Annotated in this window: 10 protein-coding genes; 9 read left to right on the top strand and 1 reads right to left on the bottom strand. The window is 75.3% G+C overall.

Annotated features, from left to right (window positions below; genetic code table 11):
* The first annotated feature begins 3 nt into the window (after positions 1-3).
* From MCM47_RS25340 to MCM47_RS25315, 6 genes are all read left to right on the top strand, one after another.
* The gene (locus tag MCM47_RS25340) at positions 4-2709 is read left to right on the top strand and encodes a DNA translocase FtsK (protein ID WP_238863993.1); all 2706 of its coding nucleotides are present in this window, start codon (positions 4-6) and stop codon (positions 2707-2709) included.
* 260 nt (positions 2710-2969) lie between these two features.
* Positions 2970-3833, top strand: coding sequence for a helix-turn-helix domain-containing protein (locus MCM47_RS25335; RefSeq protein ID WP_238863992.1), 864 nt, complete (start codon positions 2970-2972; stop codon positions 3831-3833).
* A gap of 97 nt (positions 3834-3930) precedes the next feature.
* Positions 3931-5436 (top strand): 30S ribosomal protein S12 methylthiotransferase RimO, encoded by a 1506-nt coding sequence (rimO, locus tag MCM47_RS25330; RefSeq protein WP_238863991.1) that lies wholly within the window; start codon positions 3931-3933, stop codon positions 5434-5436.
* Complete coding sequence (pgsA, locus tag MCM47_RS25325) at positions 5433-6071, top strand: CDP-diacylglycerol--glycerol-3-phosphate 3-phosphatidyltransferase (RefSeq protein WP_238863990.1); 639 nt, start codon at positions 5433-5435, stop codon at positions 6069-6071. The genes rimO and pgsA overlap by 4 nt, the downstream gene beginning before the upstream one ends.
* Before the next feature lie 35 nt (positions 6072-6106).
* Positions 6107-6583, top strand: coding sequence for a CinA family protein (locus MCM47_RS25320; protein WP_238864082.1), 477 nt, complete (start codon positions 6107-6109; stop codon positions 6581-6583).
* 401 nt (positions 6584-6984) lie between these two features.
* Entirely contained in the window at positions 6985-7353 is a 369-nt protein-coding gene (locus MCM47_RS25315) for a helix-turn-helix domain-containing protein (RefSeq protein WP_238863989.1), read from the top strand.
* 473 nt (positions 7354-7826) lie between these two features.
* Here the strand turns inward: MCM47_RS25315 and MCM47_RS25310 are convergent, their stop codons facing one another.
* A complete protein-coding gene (locus MCM47_RS25310) occupies positions 7827-12578 on the bottom strand; it encodes an ATP-dependent helicase (protein ID WP_238863988.1) in 4752 nt (1583 codons plus the stop codon).
* A 250-nt stretch (positions 12579-12828) separates the two neighbouring features.
* Here MCM47_RS25310 and MCM47_RS25305 point away from each other — a divergent pair, with 250 nt between their 5' ends.
* The 3 genes from MCM47_RS25305 (at position 12829) to MCM47_RS25295 (ending at position 15468) form a co-directional block, all read left to right on the top strand.
* Positions 12829-14478, top strand: coding sequence for a S8 family serine peptidase (locus tag MCM47_RS25305; protein ID WP_238863987.1), 1650 nt, complete (start codon positions 12829-12831; stop codon positions 14476-14478).
* Positions 14479-14686: 208 nt separating this feature from the next.
* Positions 14687-15277: a GNAT family N-acetyltransferase gene (locus MCM47_RS25300; RefSeq protein WP_238863986.1), complete on the top strand. Its 591-nt coding sequence runs from the start codon at positions 14687-14689 to the stop codon at positions 15275-15277.
* Positions 15274-15468, top strand: coding sequence for a DUF3046 domain-containing protein (locus MCM47_RS25295; RefSeq protein WP_238863985.1), 195 nt, complete (start codon positions 15274-15276; stop codon positions 15466-15468). Before MCM47_RS25300 ends, MCM47_RS25295 begins: the two co-directional genes overlap by 4 nt.
* Positions 15469-15523: the final 55 nt, after the last annotated feature.

Below are 15523 nucleotides of genomic sequence, written 5' to 3'. Positions count from 1 at the left end.
GCCATGGCCACACGTTCGCCCGGTAGCGCGGCAAGCACATCGAGCCCGGGACCGTCCAAGAAGGCCGCGGCGAAGGCTCCGGCCAAGCCGCCCGCGAAGAAGGCGGCCGCCAGGAAGGCCGCTCCGGCGAAGAAGGCCGCGGCCAAGGCCGCACCGCCGCCGCCTCCGCAGCCGCTGCTCTTCCGCGCCGTCCGGGCCCTCTGGCTGGGCCTGGCGCACGCGCTGGGCGCGGTCTTCCGCGGCTTCGGCGACGGCGCCAAGAACCTCGACCCGGCGCACCGCAAGGACGGCGTCGGCCTGCTGCTCTTCGCGCTGGCGCTGGTCACCGCCGCCGGTACCTGGTTCAGCCCGCAGGGCTGGCTCGGCGAGGCGGCCACCAACGTGGTCTCCGGCCTGTTCGGCCGGCTGGACGTGCTGGTGCCGTTCCTGCTGCTGGCGATCGCGGTCCGGCTGATGCGCCACCCGGAGCTGCCGGAGGCCAACGGGCGGATCGTGATCGGCCTGAGCGCGCTGGTGGTCGGCGTGCTCGGCCTGGTCCACATCGGCTGCGGCGCTCCCATGATGGGCAGCGGCGCGACCCGCATAAGGGCGGCGGGCGGGATCGTCGGCTGGGCCGTCTCGACCCCGATGATGGCCGCCGCCGGGCCGCCGCTCGCGGTGCCGCTGCTCCTCCTGCTGGCCTTCTTCGGCCTGCTGGTCACCACCGCCACCCCGGTCAACCGGATCCCGGAGCGGCTGCGCGCCGTCGGGGTCCGGCTCGGCGTGGTCGAGCCCGGCCCGCAGGACCGGACCCCCGGGGGGCGTGCGCCGGAGCGCGAGCTCTCCACCGAGCCGCCCGAGGACGCCGACCCGTCGGCGCTGCCGTTCACCGTGGACACCGGTGACGCCCCGGAGGACGAGGTGGGCGCCCGCCGGCGCCGCCGCCGGCGCAAGCAGTCGCCCGAGGCCGGGCCGGACGCCGCGGTCCCCGACATGTTCACCAAGGAGCCGCTCGCCCCCGACCCGGAAGACCCGTACGCCACCCGGGACCTCGCCGCCGGCGCCGCCGCCGACCTGGACGGCGCGCTCGTCTACGGCGTGCCCGCCTCCTCGGCGGTGGCGGACATGATGCACCAGGTGCAGGACCGCACCGCCGCGCCGGAGGAGCCCGCCGTCCCCGCCGCCCGCAGCGGCGGTGCGGGCCCGGGGGCCCCGGAGGAGCACGGCCCGGCCCCGGCGCGGATGGAGCAGCTCCAGCTCTCCGGCGACACCGCCTACCGGCTCCCCTCGCTCGACCTGCTGGAGCGCGGCGGCCCGGCCAAGGCCCGCAGCGCCCTCAACGACGAGGTGGTGGCCCAGCTCACCGGGACCTTCGCCGAGTTCAAGGTGGACGCGCGGGTCACCGGCTTCACCCGCGGCCCGACGGTCACCCGGTACGAGGTCGAGCTCGGCCCGGCGGTCAAGGTCGAGCGGATCACCGCGCTCGCCAAGAACATCGCGTACGCGGTGGCCAGCCCCGACGTGCGGATCATCAGCCCGATCCCGGGCAAGTCCGCGGTCGGCATCGAGATCCCCAACCGAGACCGCGAGATGGTCAACCTGGGCGACCTGCTGCGCTCGCGCGCGGCCGCCGAGGACACCCACCCGATGGTGGTCGGGATGGGCAAGGACGTCGAGGGCCACACGGTGATGGCCAACCTCGCCAAGATGCCGCACATCCTGGTGGCCGGCGCGACCGGCGCGGGCAAGTCGTCCTGCATCAACTGCCTCATCACCTCGGTGCTGGCCCGGGCCACCCCGGACGAGGTCCGGATGGTGCTGGTCGACCCCAAGCGCGTCGAGCTGACCGCGTACGAGGGCATCCCGCACCTGATCACGCCGATCATCACCAACCCGAAGAAGGCCGCCGAGGCCCTCCAGTGGGTGGTGCGCGAGATGGACCTGCGCTACGACGACCTCGCCGCGTTCGGCTTCCGGCACGTGGACGACTTCAACGCGGCGGTGCGGGCCGGCAAGATCACCCCGCCGCTCGGCAGCGAGCGCGAGCTGTCGCCCTACCCGTACCTGCTGGTCATCGTCGACGAGCTGGCCGACCTGATGATGGTCGCCCCGCGCGACGTCGAGGACTCGGTGGTCCGGATCACCCAGCTGGCCCGGGCCGCCGGCATCCACCTGGTGCTGGCGACCCAGCGCCCCTCGGTCGACGTGGTGACCGGTCTGATCAAGGCCAACGTGCCCTCCCGGCTGGCGTTCGCGACCTCGGCGATGGCCGACTCGCGGGTCATCCTGGACCAGCCGGGCGCCGAGAAGCTCATCGGCAAGGGCGACGCGCTGTTCCTCCCGATGGGCGCGAGCAAGCCGATCCGGATGCAGGGCGCGTTCGTCACCGAGGCGGAGATCGCCGCGGTGGTGCAGCACTGCAAGGACCAGCTGTCGGCGGTCTACCGGGACGACGTGACGGTCGGCGGCGGTCCGAAGAAGGAGATCGACGAGGAGATCGGCGACGACCTGGACCTGCTCATCCAGGCGGCCGAGCTGGTGGTCTCCACCCAGTTCGGCTCCACCTCGATGCTCCAGCGCAAGCTGCGGGTCGGCTTCGCCAAGGCGGGCCGGCTGATGGACCTGATGGAGTCGCGCGGCATCGTCGGTCCGAGCGAGGGTTCCAAGGCCCGTGACGTCCTGGTGAAGCCGGACGAGCTGGACGGGGTGATCCTGAGCATCCGCGGCTGACGGGGCGTCCCCGGAGCCGCTCTTCACCCGGACGGAGGAGGGGGGAACGGCGTGCGGAACCGAGCGGAGGGGCATCGCGTCCCAGGGCGGAAGGAACGGTTCCGTGAACCGCGGCCACCACCGTGACGAACGCTCAGTGGCGGGCCGCCGCCCGGTCCGGCCGGCCGCGCGCATTCGGTCCTGTTCCGCTTGAGAAACGATCCGCCCACGCCCCTAGACTGTTCTCCAGCAGGTGGCCATCCGCTCGAAAGGCGTGCCCCGTGACCATCGGCAAGTCCCCCGACCGCGAGAACGCCCCGTCGTCCGCCCAGCCGTCCGGCGGCGCGGAGCAGACGGCCGATGCCGTGAGCATCGGCCGGGTGCTCTCCGCTGCCCGGATCGAGGCCCGACTCACGGTGGATCAGGTGAGTACCGCCACCCGGGTCCGGGTGCCGATCGTGCATGCCATCGAGGAGGACGACTTCGCCCGCTGCGGCGGCGACTTCTACGCCCGTGGCCACATCCGCTCCATCGCCCGGGCGGTGGGTGTCGACGGCGAGGCCCTGGTGCAGCGCTACGACGCCGCGCACGGCGGCGCCCCGGCCTCCAAGCGCCCGACCCAGCTGATCGAGAACGCGCCGATCAAGGTCCCCAACCGCGGCCGGCCGAACTGGACCGCCGCGATGGTCGCCGCGATCGTCGCGGTGGTCGCCCTGATCGGCTTCAACCTGGTGAGCGGCAAGACCGGCGGCACCACGACCGGCTCCGCCAGCGCGCCGCTGCCCAGCGGCTCCGGCACCGGCTCGGTCGCGCCGGCGCCGTCGCCGAGCGTCCAGCCGCCCGCTCCGGCGCCCAGCGTCGCGGCGATCGCGGCCGCCCCGGCCGACAAGGTCACAGTGAAGCTGGTGGCCGAGAAGGACACCAGCTGGGTCTCGGCTCTGGACGGCAACGGCAAGTCGCTCTTCCAGAACAACATCGAGGAGGGTCAGGACCAGACCTTCACCGACCCCAAGCAGATCAAGCTGGTGATCGGCAACGCCGGAGCCGTGCACGTGTACGTCAACGGCAAGGACCTCGGTCCGGCGGGCAAGAACGGCCAGGTGGTGCACGTCACGTACACCCCCGGCGACCCGCAGGCGGGCTGACCGCACGGGCCCTGCGGGCCCTGTGAAGATCCGGTAATCGGTGGCGCGCGGCCTCCGGGGCGAACGGCTCCGGCGGCCGCGCGTTAATCTTGGCCCTATGCCTGAACGCCGTACTGTCGCCCTTGTCACGCTCGGATGCGCCCGCAACGAGGTGGACTCCGAGGAACTCGCCGGGCGACTGGAAGCCGACGGCTGGTTGCTGGTCGACGACGCCGCCGAAGCCGACGTCGCCGTCGTCAACACCTGCGGCTTCGTCGAGGCCGCCAAGAAGGACTCCGTCGACGCCCTGCTGGAGGCCAACGACCTCAAGGGTCACGGCCGCACCCAGGCCGTCGTGGCCGTGGGCTGTATGGCCGAGCGCTACGGCAAGGAACTCGCCGACGCGCTCCCCGAGGCCGACGGCGTGCTCGGCTTCGACGACTACTCCGACATCTCCGACCGCCTGCAGACCATCCTCTCCGGCGGCCACCACGCCCCGCACATTCCGCGCGACCGCCGCAAGCTGCTGCCGCTGAGCCCGGTCGAGCGCCAGGCGGCCGCCGCCGAGGTCGCCCTGCCGGGCCACGGCGCCCAGTCCGAGGCCGAGCCCATCGCCGACCTCCCGGACGGCCTCGCCCCCGCCTCCGGCCCGCGCACCCTGCGCAAGCGGCTGGACGACAGCCCGGTGGCCTCCGTGAAGCTCGCCTCCGGTTGCGACCGCCGCTGCTCCTTCTGCGCCATCCCGGCCTTCCGCGGCTCCTTCATCTCGCGCCGTCCCTCCGACGTGCTGCAGGAGGCCCGGTGGCTGGCCGCGCAGGGCGTCCGCGAGGTCGTCCTGGTCAGCGAGAACAACACCTCGTACGGCAAGGACCTCGGCGACATCCGGCTGCTGGAGACGCTGCTCGGCGAGATCTCGGCCATCGAGGGCGTCGAGCGGGTCCGGGTCTCCTACCTGCAGCCGGCCGAGATGCGGCCGGGACTGATCGACGCGATGACCGGCACCACCGACGTGGTGCCCTACTTCGACCTCTCGTTCCAGCACTCGGCGCCCGCCGTGCTGCGCCGGATGCGCCGCTTCGGCTCCACCGACCAGTTCCTGGAGCTGCTAGGGACCATCCGCGGCAAGGCCCCGCAGGCCGGCGCCCGGTCCAACTTCATCGTCGGCTTCCCGGGCGAGACCGAGGAGGACTTCGCCGAGCTGGAGCGGTTCGTCACGCACGCCGGCCTGGACGCGATCGGCGTCTTCGGCTACTCCGACGAGGACGGCACCGAGGCCGCCACCTACGACGGCAAGCTGCCCGAGGACGTGGTCGCGGACCGGCTGAACCGCCTCTCCAGGCTCGCCGAGGAGATGACCGCCCAGCGGGCCGAGCAGCGGATCGACACCGAGGTCGAGGTGCTGATCGAGTCAGTGGACGGCGACCTGGTCGAGGGCCGCGCCGCCCACCAGGCGCCCGAGACGGACGGCCAGACCACGCTCACCGGCGTGGAGCACCCCGAGGTCGGCCAGTTCTACCGGGCCCGGGTCGTCGCCAGCGAGGGCGTCGACCTGGTCGCCGAGGCGCTGGAGCAGGTCCGGCTGCCGCGGACGTCGGGGGCCGAGGCGCAAGGGGTCGGGGCATGATCCAGGGGCCAGGCGCCCCGACCGCGGCCCACCCGGGCAGACCGGCGGCCGCGGTGCCGCCGTCCCCGGGGATCTGGAACATCGCCAACATGCTCACGATGCTCCGGCTGCTCCTGGTGCCGGTCTTCGTGGCGCTGCTCTTCGCCGACGGCGGGCACGACCCGAAGTGGCGCTCGGTCGCCTGGGCCGCGTTCGCCATCGCGATGATCACCGACCTGTTCGACGGCGAGCTGGCCCGCCGCAAGGGCCTGGTCACCGACTTCGGGAAGATCGCGGACCCGATCGCCGACAAGGCGATCATGGGCTCGGCGCTGATCGGCCTGTCGATCCTGGGCGACCTGCCGTGGTGGGTCACCGTGGTGATCCTGGCCCGAGAGCTCGGCATCACCCTGATGCGGTTCTGGGTGATCCGCTACGGCGTCATCCCGGCCAGCCGGGGCGGCAAGCTGAAGACGCTCACCCAGGGCATCGCGGTCGGCATGTACGTCCTGGAGCTGACCGGCTGGCTGGCCACGGCCCGGGCCGTACTGATGGGGCTGGCGGTGCTGCTGACCGTCGGCACCGCACTGGACTACGTCGGGCAGGCGCTGCGCCTGCGCCGCGAGGGGCTGGCCGCGGAGCGCGCGGGCCGGTGAGAGGGGCGGACGGGGTGGACGACAGGGACTTCGAGCTGGCGGCGAAGGCGCACGCCGCGCTCCGCGGCGAGGGCAGCACGGTGGCGGTGGCCGAGTCGCTCACCGGCGGGCTGCTGGCGGCGGCACTGGTGGACGTCCCCGGGGCGTCCGCGACCTTCCGGGGGTCGGTCACCGCGTACGCGACCGAGCTGAAGGCCTCGGTGCTCGGCGTCGACGAGGGCCTGCTGGCCGTGCACGGCGCCGTCCACCCCGTGGTGGCCCGGCAGATGGCGGAGGGCGTGCGGCTGCTGCTGGGGGCCACGTACGGGCTCGCGACGACCGGGGTGGCCGGTCCGGAGCCGCAGGACGGGCAGCCGGTGGGCACGGTACACCTCGCGGTCGCCGGTCCGGGGGGAAGTCTGGTCAGTTCGCCCCGGCTGTCGGGCGAGCGTGCCACAATCCGTCACGGGGCGGTGACCGCCGCCCTGGAGCTGCTCGTCGGGCGGCTCCCGTCCGGACCGTCCGCGGGCTGACCCGTCACCGGCCGTATCGGCGCCGCTCCCACGGCCCGGTACCGCGCCGGTTTCGCCGGAGATTCGCAGGAACTTCCCAGGAAACCCCCTGGTGGGGAAGATCTCCACCGAACCGAGATCTGCCGAACCGGCATCCGGGCATGGTGCGACTGGAGGATCGTGTTACATCGAAGGGCCTGGTTGGGCAGAAACCAGGTGGCGAACGAGTGGCTTGGCGGTGGCCGGGCGCCGCGCGGAGGGCGCGGGGACGTGACCGTCGGTGCGGATTCGACACCGAAACAGGGGAGGGGACAGCCTTGCAGCCCAGAGTGAACACGACCATGGTCCCCGCACGCGAAGCGGGCAAGGCGGTACGGTGGGGGCGTGACATCTCGATCCGCAGTCCGAGGAGGGAGGCACCGATGATCCTGCTCCGTCGCCTACTGGGCGATGTACTGCGTCGGCAGCGCCAGCGCCAGGGCCGCACACTCCGCGAGGTGTCGGCGGCCGCCAGGGTTTCGCTCGGGTACCTCTCCGAGGTCGAGCGGGGACAGAAGGAGGCCTCCTCGGAGCTGCTCTCCGCGATCTGCGACGCACTCGACGTCCGCATGTCCGAGGTCATGCGCGAGGTCAGCGACGAACTCTCGCTCGCCGAACTTGCGGCGATGGCCACCCTCTCCGAAGGTGAACTGCTGAGGCCGGTGCTCGAACCGGTACCGCTGCCCGCCCCCGGCGCCGACCGGGCGAACCTCTCGCCCAAGTCCGCCGCGATGGACGTGGTCGCCGCCTGATCCGGCCTCGACGCCCGGGCGCCCGGTGCCCGGGACGAGCCGAGGAGGGCGGTCGTGCGGAGAACTGCGACAGAGCATGCCGGCGCCCGAATACGGGCGCGGTGTCCGGTGCCCCGGCCACTGAGGCTGGTCCTTCCGCTGACGGCGGTCGGTTCCGGCCTCTGGCTGTTCGTGATCCAGGGCCAGCCGGTGGACGGTGCCGCCCTGGGTCTGCTCGCGGCCGGTGGTTGGGGGCTGGGACTGATCCCGGTGCATGCGGACTGGCGTTCCACCGGTCCGGCGCGGCGCCGAACGGGTGAGCCGGCGGCCCGGACGGAGGCGGACCCTCCGATCGGGTGACCAGGAGTCGTGCGGTGGCGCGCACTCGTGCGCCCGGAGGCCGTGGGGCGGGATCCCGCCCCACGGCCTCCGCCGTCTCCGGAGCCGCGTCGTTCCGGGCCCCGGGCCCCGTGCTGAGCCCGCCGGGGCCGCTCTCAGGGCCGCAGCCGCAGCCCGCGCGGGGTGGCGTGGAAGCCGGCCTCCTCCAGCGCGGCGCCGAGCACCGAGCCCAGAGCCTGTTCGCCGTTGGCCCGCTCGACCGTGACGCTGCCGAGCGCTCCCTGCCGGACGGCCGAGGCCAGCGCCGCGGCGGCCGCCGCGACGGTGGCCTCCTCCTGTGCCCACGCCAGCAGGGACTTGCCGCCGCGCTCGACGTAGAGGGCCAGCTCGCCGTCGACCAGGACCACCAGGGCGCCCGCCTTGCGGCCGGGCCGGTGCGCCTTGGCCTCCTTGGCACCCGGGGCGGTGGGCGGGTCGGGCCAGGGCAGGGCGGCGCCGTACGCGTTGGCCGGGTCGGCGGCCGCCAGCACCAGCACCTGGGGCGGCTCGGCCGCGGGGCCGGCCGGCCACTCGGTGGCCCGGGCCCGTTCCAGCCGCCCGTTGACCGACCGCAGCCGGTCCGCGGCGCCCTCCATGGCGAACTGGGCGCCGCCCAGCCCCTCCACGAAGTACCCCCGGCGGGCCCGGCCGCGTTCCTCCATCGCGGCCAGCACCCGGTAGACCCCGGCGAAGCCGCCCGGGATGCGTTCGGCCGCCACCGTGCCCCGGGTGAGCAGGCCGTGCCGGTCCAACAGGCTCTGGGCCTGGGCGGTGGCCCGGACGGTCGGGTCGGCGGTGAACGCCGGCAGCAGCGACCAGCGGCCGGCCACCGACGGCGGGCCGCTGCGCAGGGCTCCGCCGGCCCGGCCGAACGGGCGGCCCGCCCCGCCGTAGCGGCCGCGGGGGGTGGCCCGGGGCGCCCGGTGGGCGGTCGACCCGGCGGTACGGCCCGAGCCGAGCAGGGCGCGCAGCGGGGCCAGCGTGTCGTTGCTGACGTAGCCCGCCCAGACCAGGTCCCAGAGGGCCTCGACGAGCTCCGGCTCGGGGGTGTCCGGGAGGTGGGCGACCAGCTGGCGGAAGAACAGGCCGTAGCCGCCCGCGAGCGCCTCCATGAGGGCGCTGTGCACCGGGGTGACGGTGGGCGGGACCGGATCGGGGCGCAGCAGGTGGGCGTTCTCGGCGAGGTGCAGGCTGATCCAGCCGTCCTTGCCGGGCAGCGCGCCGGCGCCGGACCAGCCGATCTCGCCGGCCGCCATCAGCTCGTCCAGCAGGCTGGGGGTGTAGTCGGCGAGCCGGGCCGGAAGCACCAGCTTCTCCAGCGCGGAGGCGGGCAGGGCGGTGCCCTGGAGCTGCTCGACCACCCGGAGCAGCCCGTCGGGCCCGCGCAGCCGGTGGCCGGCGAGGTGCTGCCACTGGGGGAGGAAGGCGGCCAGGGCGCGCGGCGGAACGGCCTCGACCTCCTGGCGCAGCGCCGCCAGGGAGCGGCGGCGCAGCCGGCGCAGCACCTCCGCGTCGCACCACTCGACGGTGGTGTGGCCGTCGAGGGCGGGCGCGCCCGGTGCCTCCCCGGCGGGGAGGTGGGCGCCGGGCGGGCGGAACTCGCCCTGGACCAGGCGGCCGGCGGCGGTCAGCCGGTGCAGGGTGCCGGTGACCACGGCGGTGCCGAGGCCGAAGCGGGCGGCGGCCTCGGCGGCGGTGAACGGGCCGTGGGTGCGGGCGTACCGGGCGAGGAGGTCGCCGAGCGGGTCCTTGACCGGCTCGGTGAAGGCCTCCGGGACGCCGACCGGCAGCGGGGTGCCGAGGGCGTCGCGCAGGCGCCCGGCGTCCTCGACGGCGGCCCAGCGCTGCTCGCCGGCGATCCGGACGGCGATCGCCCGGCGGGCGGCCTCCAGCTCCAGGGCCCAGAGCGGCTCGGCGCCGCGGGCGGTGAGCTCGGCCTCGGTGAGCGGGCCGAGCAGCCGCAGGGCGTCGGCGACGCCCTCGGCGTCCTTGATCCGGCGGTCGGGGGTGAGGCGCTGGAGTTCGGCCTCCAGCTCGGCGAGGACCTGCGGATCGAGCAGTTCGCGCAGCTCGGCCTGGCCGAGCAGTTCGGAGAGCAGCCGGGAGTCGAGCGAGAGGGCGGCGGCGCGGCGCTCGGCCAGCGGTGAGTCGCCCTCGTAGAGGAACTGGGCCACGTAGCCGAAGAGCAGGGAGCGGGCGAACGGGGAGGGCTCGGTGGTGGTGACCTCGACCAGGCGGACGGCCCGGGACTCGAGGTCCCCCATGAGCTCGACCAGCCCGGGGACGTCGAAGACGTCCTGCAGGCACTCCCGGACCGCCTCCAGGACGATCGGGAAGGAGCCGTACTCGGAGGCGACTTCGAGGAGCTGGGCGGCGCGCTGGCGCTGCTGCCAGAGCGGGGTGCGCTTGCCGGGGTTGCGGCGCGGCAGCAGCAGCGCGCGCCCGGCGCACTCGCGGAACCGGGAGGCGAACAGTGCCGAGCCGCCGACCTGGTCGGTCACGAGCTGTTCGATCTCGCCCGGGTCGAAGAGGGCGGCGTCGGCGCCGACCGGGGCGTCGTCGCCGGCCGGCTCCCGGGCCGGGTGGCCGAAGTCGAAGTCGGGGGCGAACAGGTCGGCGTCCGGGAGGCGGAGCACGATGCCGTCGTCGGCGTGCATGACCTGCGGGTCGAGACCGTGCTTCTCGCGCAGCCGGGCGCCGAGGGCGAGGGCCCAGGGCGCGTGCACCTGGGCGCCGAAGGGGGAGTGGATGACGATCCGCCAGTCGCCCAGCTCGTCCCGGAAGCGTTCCACCACGATGGTGCGGTCGTCCGGGAGGTGGCCGCAGGCGGTGCGCTGCTCGGCGAGGTAGTCGAGCAGGTTGGCGGCGGCCCAGTCGTCCAGCCCGGCCTTCTTGAGCCGGGCGGTGGCGGCCTCGGGGGCGAGGGCGCCCAGTTCGCGGGTGAAGGCGCCCAGGGCCCGCCCCAGTTCGAGCGGGCGGCCGAGGCTGTCGCCCTTCCAGAACGGGAGCCGGCCGGGGACGCCGGGGGCGGGGGTGACCAGCACCTTGTCGTGGGTGATCTCCTCGATCCGCCAGGAGGTGGTGCCCAGGGTGAAGACGTCGCCGACGCGGGACTCGTAGACCATCTCCTCGTCGAGCTCCCCGACCCGGCCGCCGCCCTTCTTGGGGTCCGCCCCGGCGATGAAGACGCCGAACAGGCCGCGGTCGGGGATCGTCCCGCCGGAGGTGACGGCGAGCCGCTGGGCGCCGGGGCGGCCGCTGACGGTGCCGGCCACCCGGTCCCAGACCAGGCGGGGACGCAGCTCGGCGAAGGCGTCCGAGGGGTAGCGTCCGGCGAGCATGTCGAGCACGGCGTCGAAGGCGGACTGCGGCAGGCCGGCGAACGGCGCCGCCCGGCGGACCACGGCGAGCAGGTCGTCGACCGGCCAGGCGTCCAGCGCCGTCATCGCCACCAGCTGCTGGGCGAGCACGTCCAGCGGGTTGCGCGGGATGCGCAGCGCCTCGATCCGGCCCGACCGCATCCGCTCGGTGACGACGGCCGACTGGACGAGGTCCCCCCGGTACTTGGGGAAGAAGACGCCGGTGGAGACCGCGCCGACCTGGTGGCCGGCCCGGCCGACCCGCTGGAGGCCGGAGGCGACCGAGGGCGGGGACTCGACCTGGACCACCAGCTCGACGGCGCCCATGTCGATGCCGAGCTCCAGGCTGGAGGTGGCGACCACGGCGGGCAGCCGGCCGGCCTTGAGCTCCTCCTCGACCAGCGCGCGCTGCTCCTTGGAGACCGAGCCGTGGTGGGCCCGGGCGATCACTGCCGGGACGCCCCTGGCGGCGCCGGAGCCGCCCATCAGCTGGGCCGGGGCGTGGGCCTCGGGGGCGGCGGCCCCGGTGACCCGCTCGTGGGCGATCTCGTTGAGCCGGTTGCAGAGCCGCTCGGCGAGGCGGCGGGAGTTGGCGAAGACGATGGTCGAGCGGTGGGCCGCGACGAGGTCGACGATCCGCTCCTCGACGTGCGGCCAGATCGACGCTCCCCCCGCCCGGCCGGGAGGCGCCCCCGACCGGGCCGGGTCGGTCTCCGCGGCCGGCCCGGCCGGGGCCGCGGGCAGGTCGTCGAGGTCCGGGACCGGGACGACCACGGAGAGGTCGAACTCCTTGGCGGCTTCGGGCTGGACCACGACGGCGCCGCGCTGCGGGCTGAGGAAGCGGGCCACCTCCTCGACCGGGCGGACGGTGGCGGAGAGGCCGATCCGGCGGGCCGGGCGGTCCAGCAGCTCGTCCAGCCGCTCCAGGGAGAGCGCGAGGTGGGCGCCGCGCTTGGTGCCGGCGACGGCGTGCACCTCGTCCAGGATCACCGTGTCGATGCCGCGCAGCGCCTCGCGGGAGGCGGAGGTGAGCAGCAGGAAGAGCGACTCGGGGGTGGTGATCAGGATGTCCGGCGGGTGGGTGGCGAAGCGGCGGCGGTCGGCGGCGGGGGTGTCGCCGGAGCGGATGCCGACCTCGACGTCGGGCTCGGGCAGGCCGAGCCGGACGGCGGCCTGGTGCAGGCCGGCCAGCGGGGCGCGCAGGTTCCGCTCGACGTCGACGGCGAGGGCCTTGAGCGGCGAGATGTAGAGCACCCGGCAGCGGCGCTTGGGGTCGGCGGGCGGCGGCGTGCTGCTGAGGCGGTCCAGCGCCGAGAGGAAGGCCGCGAGCGTCTTGCCGGAGCCGGTGGGGGCGACCACCAGGACGTCCGTCCCCCGGCCGATCGCCTGCCAGGCCTCGGCCTGCGCGGTGGTGGGCGCGTGGAAGGCGCCCGTGAACCAGGCCCGGGTGGCCGGGGCGAAGCCGGCCAGCGGGTCGGCGGGCGGCTGGGTGTGGTTCTGCGGCGCCATGCCCCCATGGTGCCGGGTGGCACTGACATCGGGGGCCGTCCGGGCCGCGGTGGCGGCGGACTGGCGGCGGCCGGGGTCGTGCGGGGGCGGGTCGGCGGCGGGCCCGGGCGGGGCAGAGCAACCGGGAAGGCAGAATGGACAAACAGCTCATATGGTGATGATTCAGGCACATGATCCTTCCGTGGCCGCCGGGCCTCCCCGGTGGCCCGACCCTCCCTGACCACCGGGACCGACGAGCGGAGACCGTGCGATGGCGCAGGCGCACCCGTCCGGCAGTGGTCCCGCCCGGCGCCGCCGGGGCCGGGCCCAGGGGCCCCTCCGGGCGTTGCTCGCCATGCTGCTCACCGCGCTGGTGGTGGGCGGCGCCGTCCCGTACGTGGCCGGGCCGGGCCGGTCCTACCTCAGCTACCTCGTGCTGGCCGAGCAGGCGGACGCCGCCGGGGCGGCCCGGGCCGGCGCCGAGGCCCGGGCGGCCGGGGGCCAGGTCGTCCAGGAGTACCCGCAGATCGGGGTGGTGCTCGCGTACGCCACCGGGGGGTTCGCCGACAAGGTCCGGGCCCGGCCCGGGGTGGCCATGGTCGGTGCCACCCGGACCGCTCCGGTGCCCAGCCCGCCCCGCCCGCTCGACGGCGCCGGGGACTTCCGCGCGGGAATCGGCGCCGACCGCGCCGACGGCGGGCGCAGCACCGACGGCGGAGCCGAGAACGGCGGCGGCGCTGCGGCGGGCCCGGGGCTCCTCGCCGGACACGGCACCGACGGCGCCGGGGACTTCGGCGGCAGCCGGACGGCGGACGGCGCGGACGACACCACCGCGACCGTGGCGGATCCCGGCGAGCGCGACGCCTGGAACCTCGCCATGCTCGGTGTCGTCGGCGGCCCGGGCGGCGACACCTCGCCCACGGTGCTGCGCACCCCCCCGGCCGGCCCGGGCGCTCCCGCGGCCGACGCGCTGCGCCGGGTGCTGGTCGCCGTCCTCGACTCCGGTGTCGACGACACCCACCCGGACCTGCGGGCCGCCGTCGACCCGAAGAGCTCCGCCTCCTGCGCCGACGGCCGCCCCGACGCCCGGACCGGCGCCTGGCGGCCCGACCTCGGGGTGGGCGAGAGCGGCCACGGCACCCACGTCGCCGGGATCGTCGGTGCCGCCCGGGACGGCCACGGCGTCAGCGGGGTCGCGCCGGGCGTGCGGATCGCCGCCGTCCGGCTGCTCGGCCCGCTCGGCCAGTACTACACGGAGAACATCGTCTGCGGCATGCTCTGGGCCGCCGACCACGGCGCCAGGGCGATCAACAACAGCTACTTCGCCGATCCGTGGAAGTACAACTGCCCGCAGGACCGCGACCAGGCCGCGCTGACCGCCGCGGTGGACCGCGCGGTCGGCTACGCCCGGCGGCAGGGCGCCGTGGTCGTGGCCTCGGCCGGCAACGACGGCCAGGACCTCGGCGCCCCCCGCACCGACGACCGCAGCCCCAACGACCGCACCTCCGGTCCGGCGCAGTCCCGCTACCTCGGCACCGAGTGCGTCCGGCTGCCGGGCGAGCTGCCCGGGGTGGTCACGGTGACCGCCCTCAACCGGGACGGCCACCCCTCGGCGTACTCCAACTACGGGCGCGGCCGGGTCTCGCTGGCCGCGCCCGGCGGGGACCCGGACGGCGGCCCGCAGGGCGCGATCGTCTCCGACTGGCCCGGCGGGCAGTACGCCGCCCTGGCCGGCACCTCGATGGCGGCGGCGCACGTGACCGGCGCGGTCGCGGTGGCCGCCGCCCTCCACCCGGACTGGGGCTCGGACCGGCTCGCCGAACTGCTGGCGACGACCGCGGCCGCCTCCTGTCCGCCGGGGCCGCAGGCCTGCGGGGACCGCCAGTACTACGGGGCGGGCACGCTGGTGCTCCCGCACTGATCGGGGCCGGGTGGGGCTTCGCGGCGGGTGCCGGGGCGGTTGAGGCGGGGTGGGCGCCGGGGCGTCGGGGCATCGGGGCGTCGGTGGTGGGCGTCCGGGGAGGGTTGTCGGCGGCGGGGCGGCGGGGCGTCGGCGGGGCGTCGGCGGCGGGGCGTCGGCGGCGGAAAACCCGGTGACGGGCGGACGGGCCGTGGGCGAGGATCGGGGGATGGACGTCCACCTCACCACCGAACGGCTGGTCCTGCGCCGGTTCACCACGGCCGACACCGACCGGTTGGTCGAGCTGGACGGCGATCCCGAGGTGACGCGCTACCTGACCGGTGGCCGGCCCACCCCGCGGGCGCAGGTCGAGAACACCCTGCTGCCGCTCTACTTCGCCCACTACGAGCGCTACGGCGACCTCGGCTGGTGGGCGGCCGAGGAGCGGGACGGCGGGGCCTTCCTCGGCTGGTTCGAGTTCCGCCCACCGGACCGGGAGGACCCCGGCGAGGTCGAGCTCGGCTACCGGTTGCGCCGGCCGGCCTGGGGGCGCGGCTACGCCACCGAGGGCGCGCGGGCGCTGATCGACCAGGGTTTCGCCCGGCTCGGCGTGCGCCGGGTGGTGGCGTACACGATGGCGGTCAACCTCGGCTCGCGCCGGGTGATGGAGAAGGCCGGTCTCCGCTACGTCCGGACGTTCCACGAGGACTACCCGGAGCCGATCCCGGGCACCGAGCTGGGCGAGGTCGAGTACGCCCTGGACGCGGCGGACTGGCGCCCGCCCGTGCCGGGGACGGGTCCGGGATACTGGTCGGCATGAGGCTGACCGAGTTCTGGCGACGGATGTACGCGCACTTCGGGGAGGCGTACGCGGAGTCCTTCGCCACCGACCACGTGATGACCGAGCTGGGCGGGCGCACGGTGCGCCAGGCGCTGGAGGCGGGCTGGGAGGCCAAGGACGTCTGGCGCGTGGTCTGCGACACCCAGGGCGTCTCGACGCTGCTGCGCTGACGCGTCCGGGCCGGCCCCCCCGGTGGCCGCCGGGGCCGGCGCCCGGTGCCCGGGC

It is taken from the genome of Kitasatospora sp. A2-31 (assembly GCF_022288725.1).
GTDB lineage: Bacteria > Actinomycetota > Actinomycetes > Streptomycetales > Streptomycetaceae > Kitasatospora.
The sequence above is the reverse complement of the archived record's forward strand: the minus strand, read 5'-3'. Positions and strand labels throughout refer to the sequence as shown.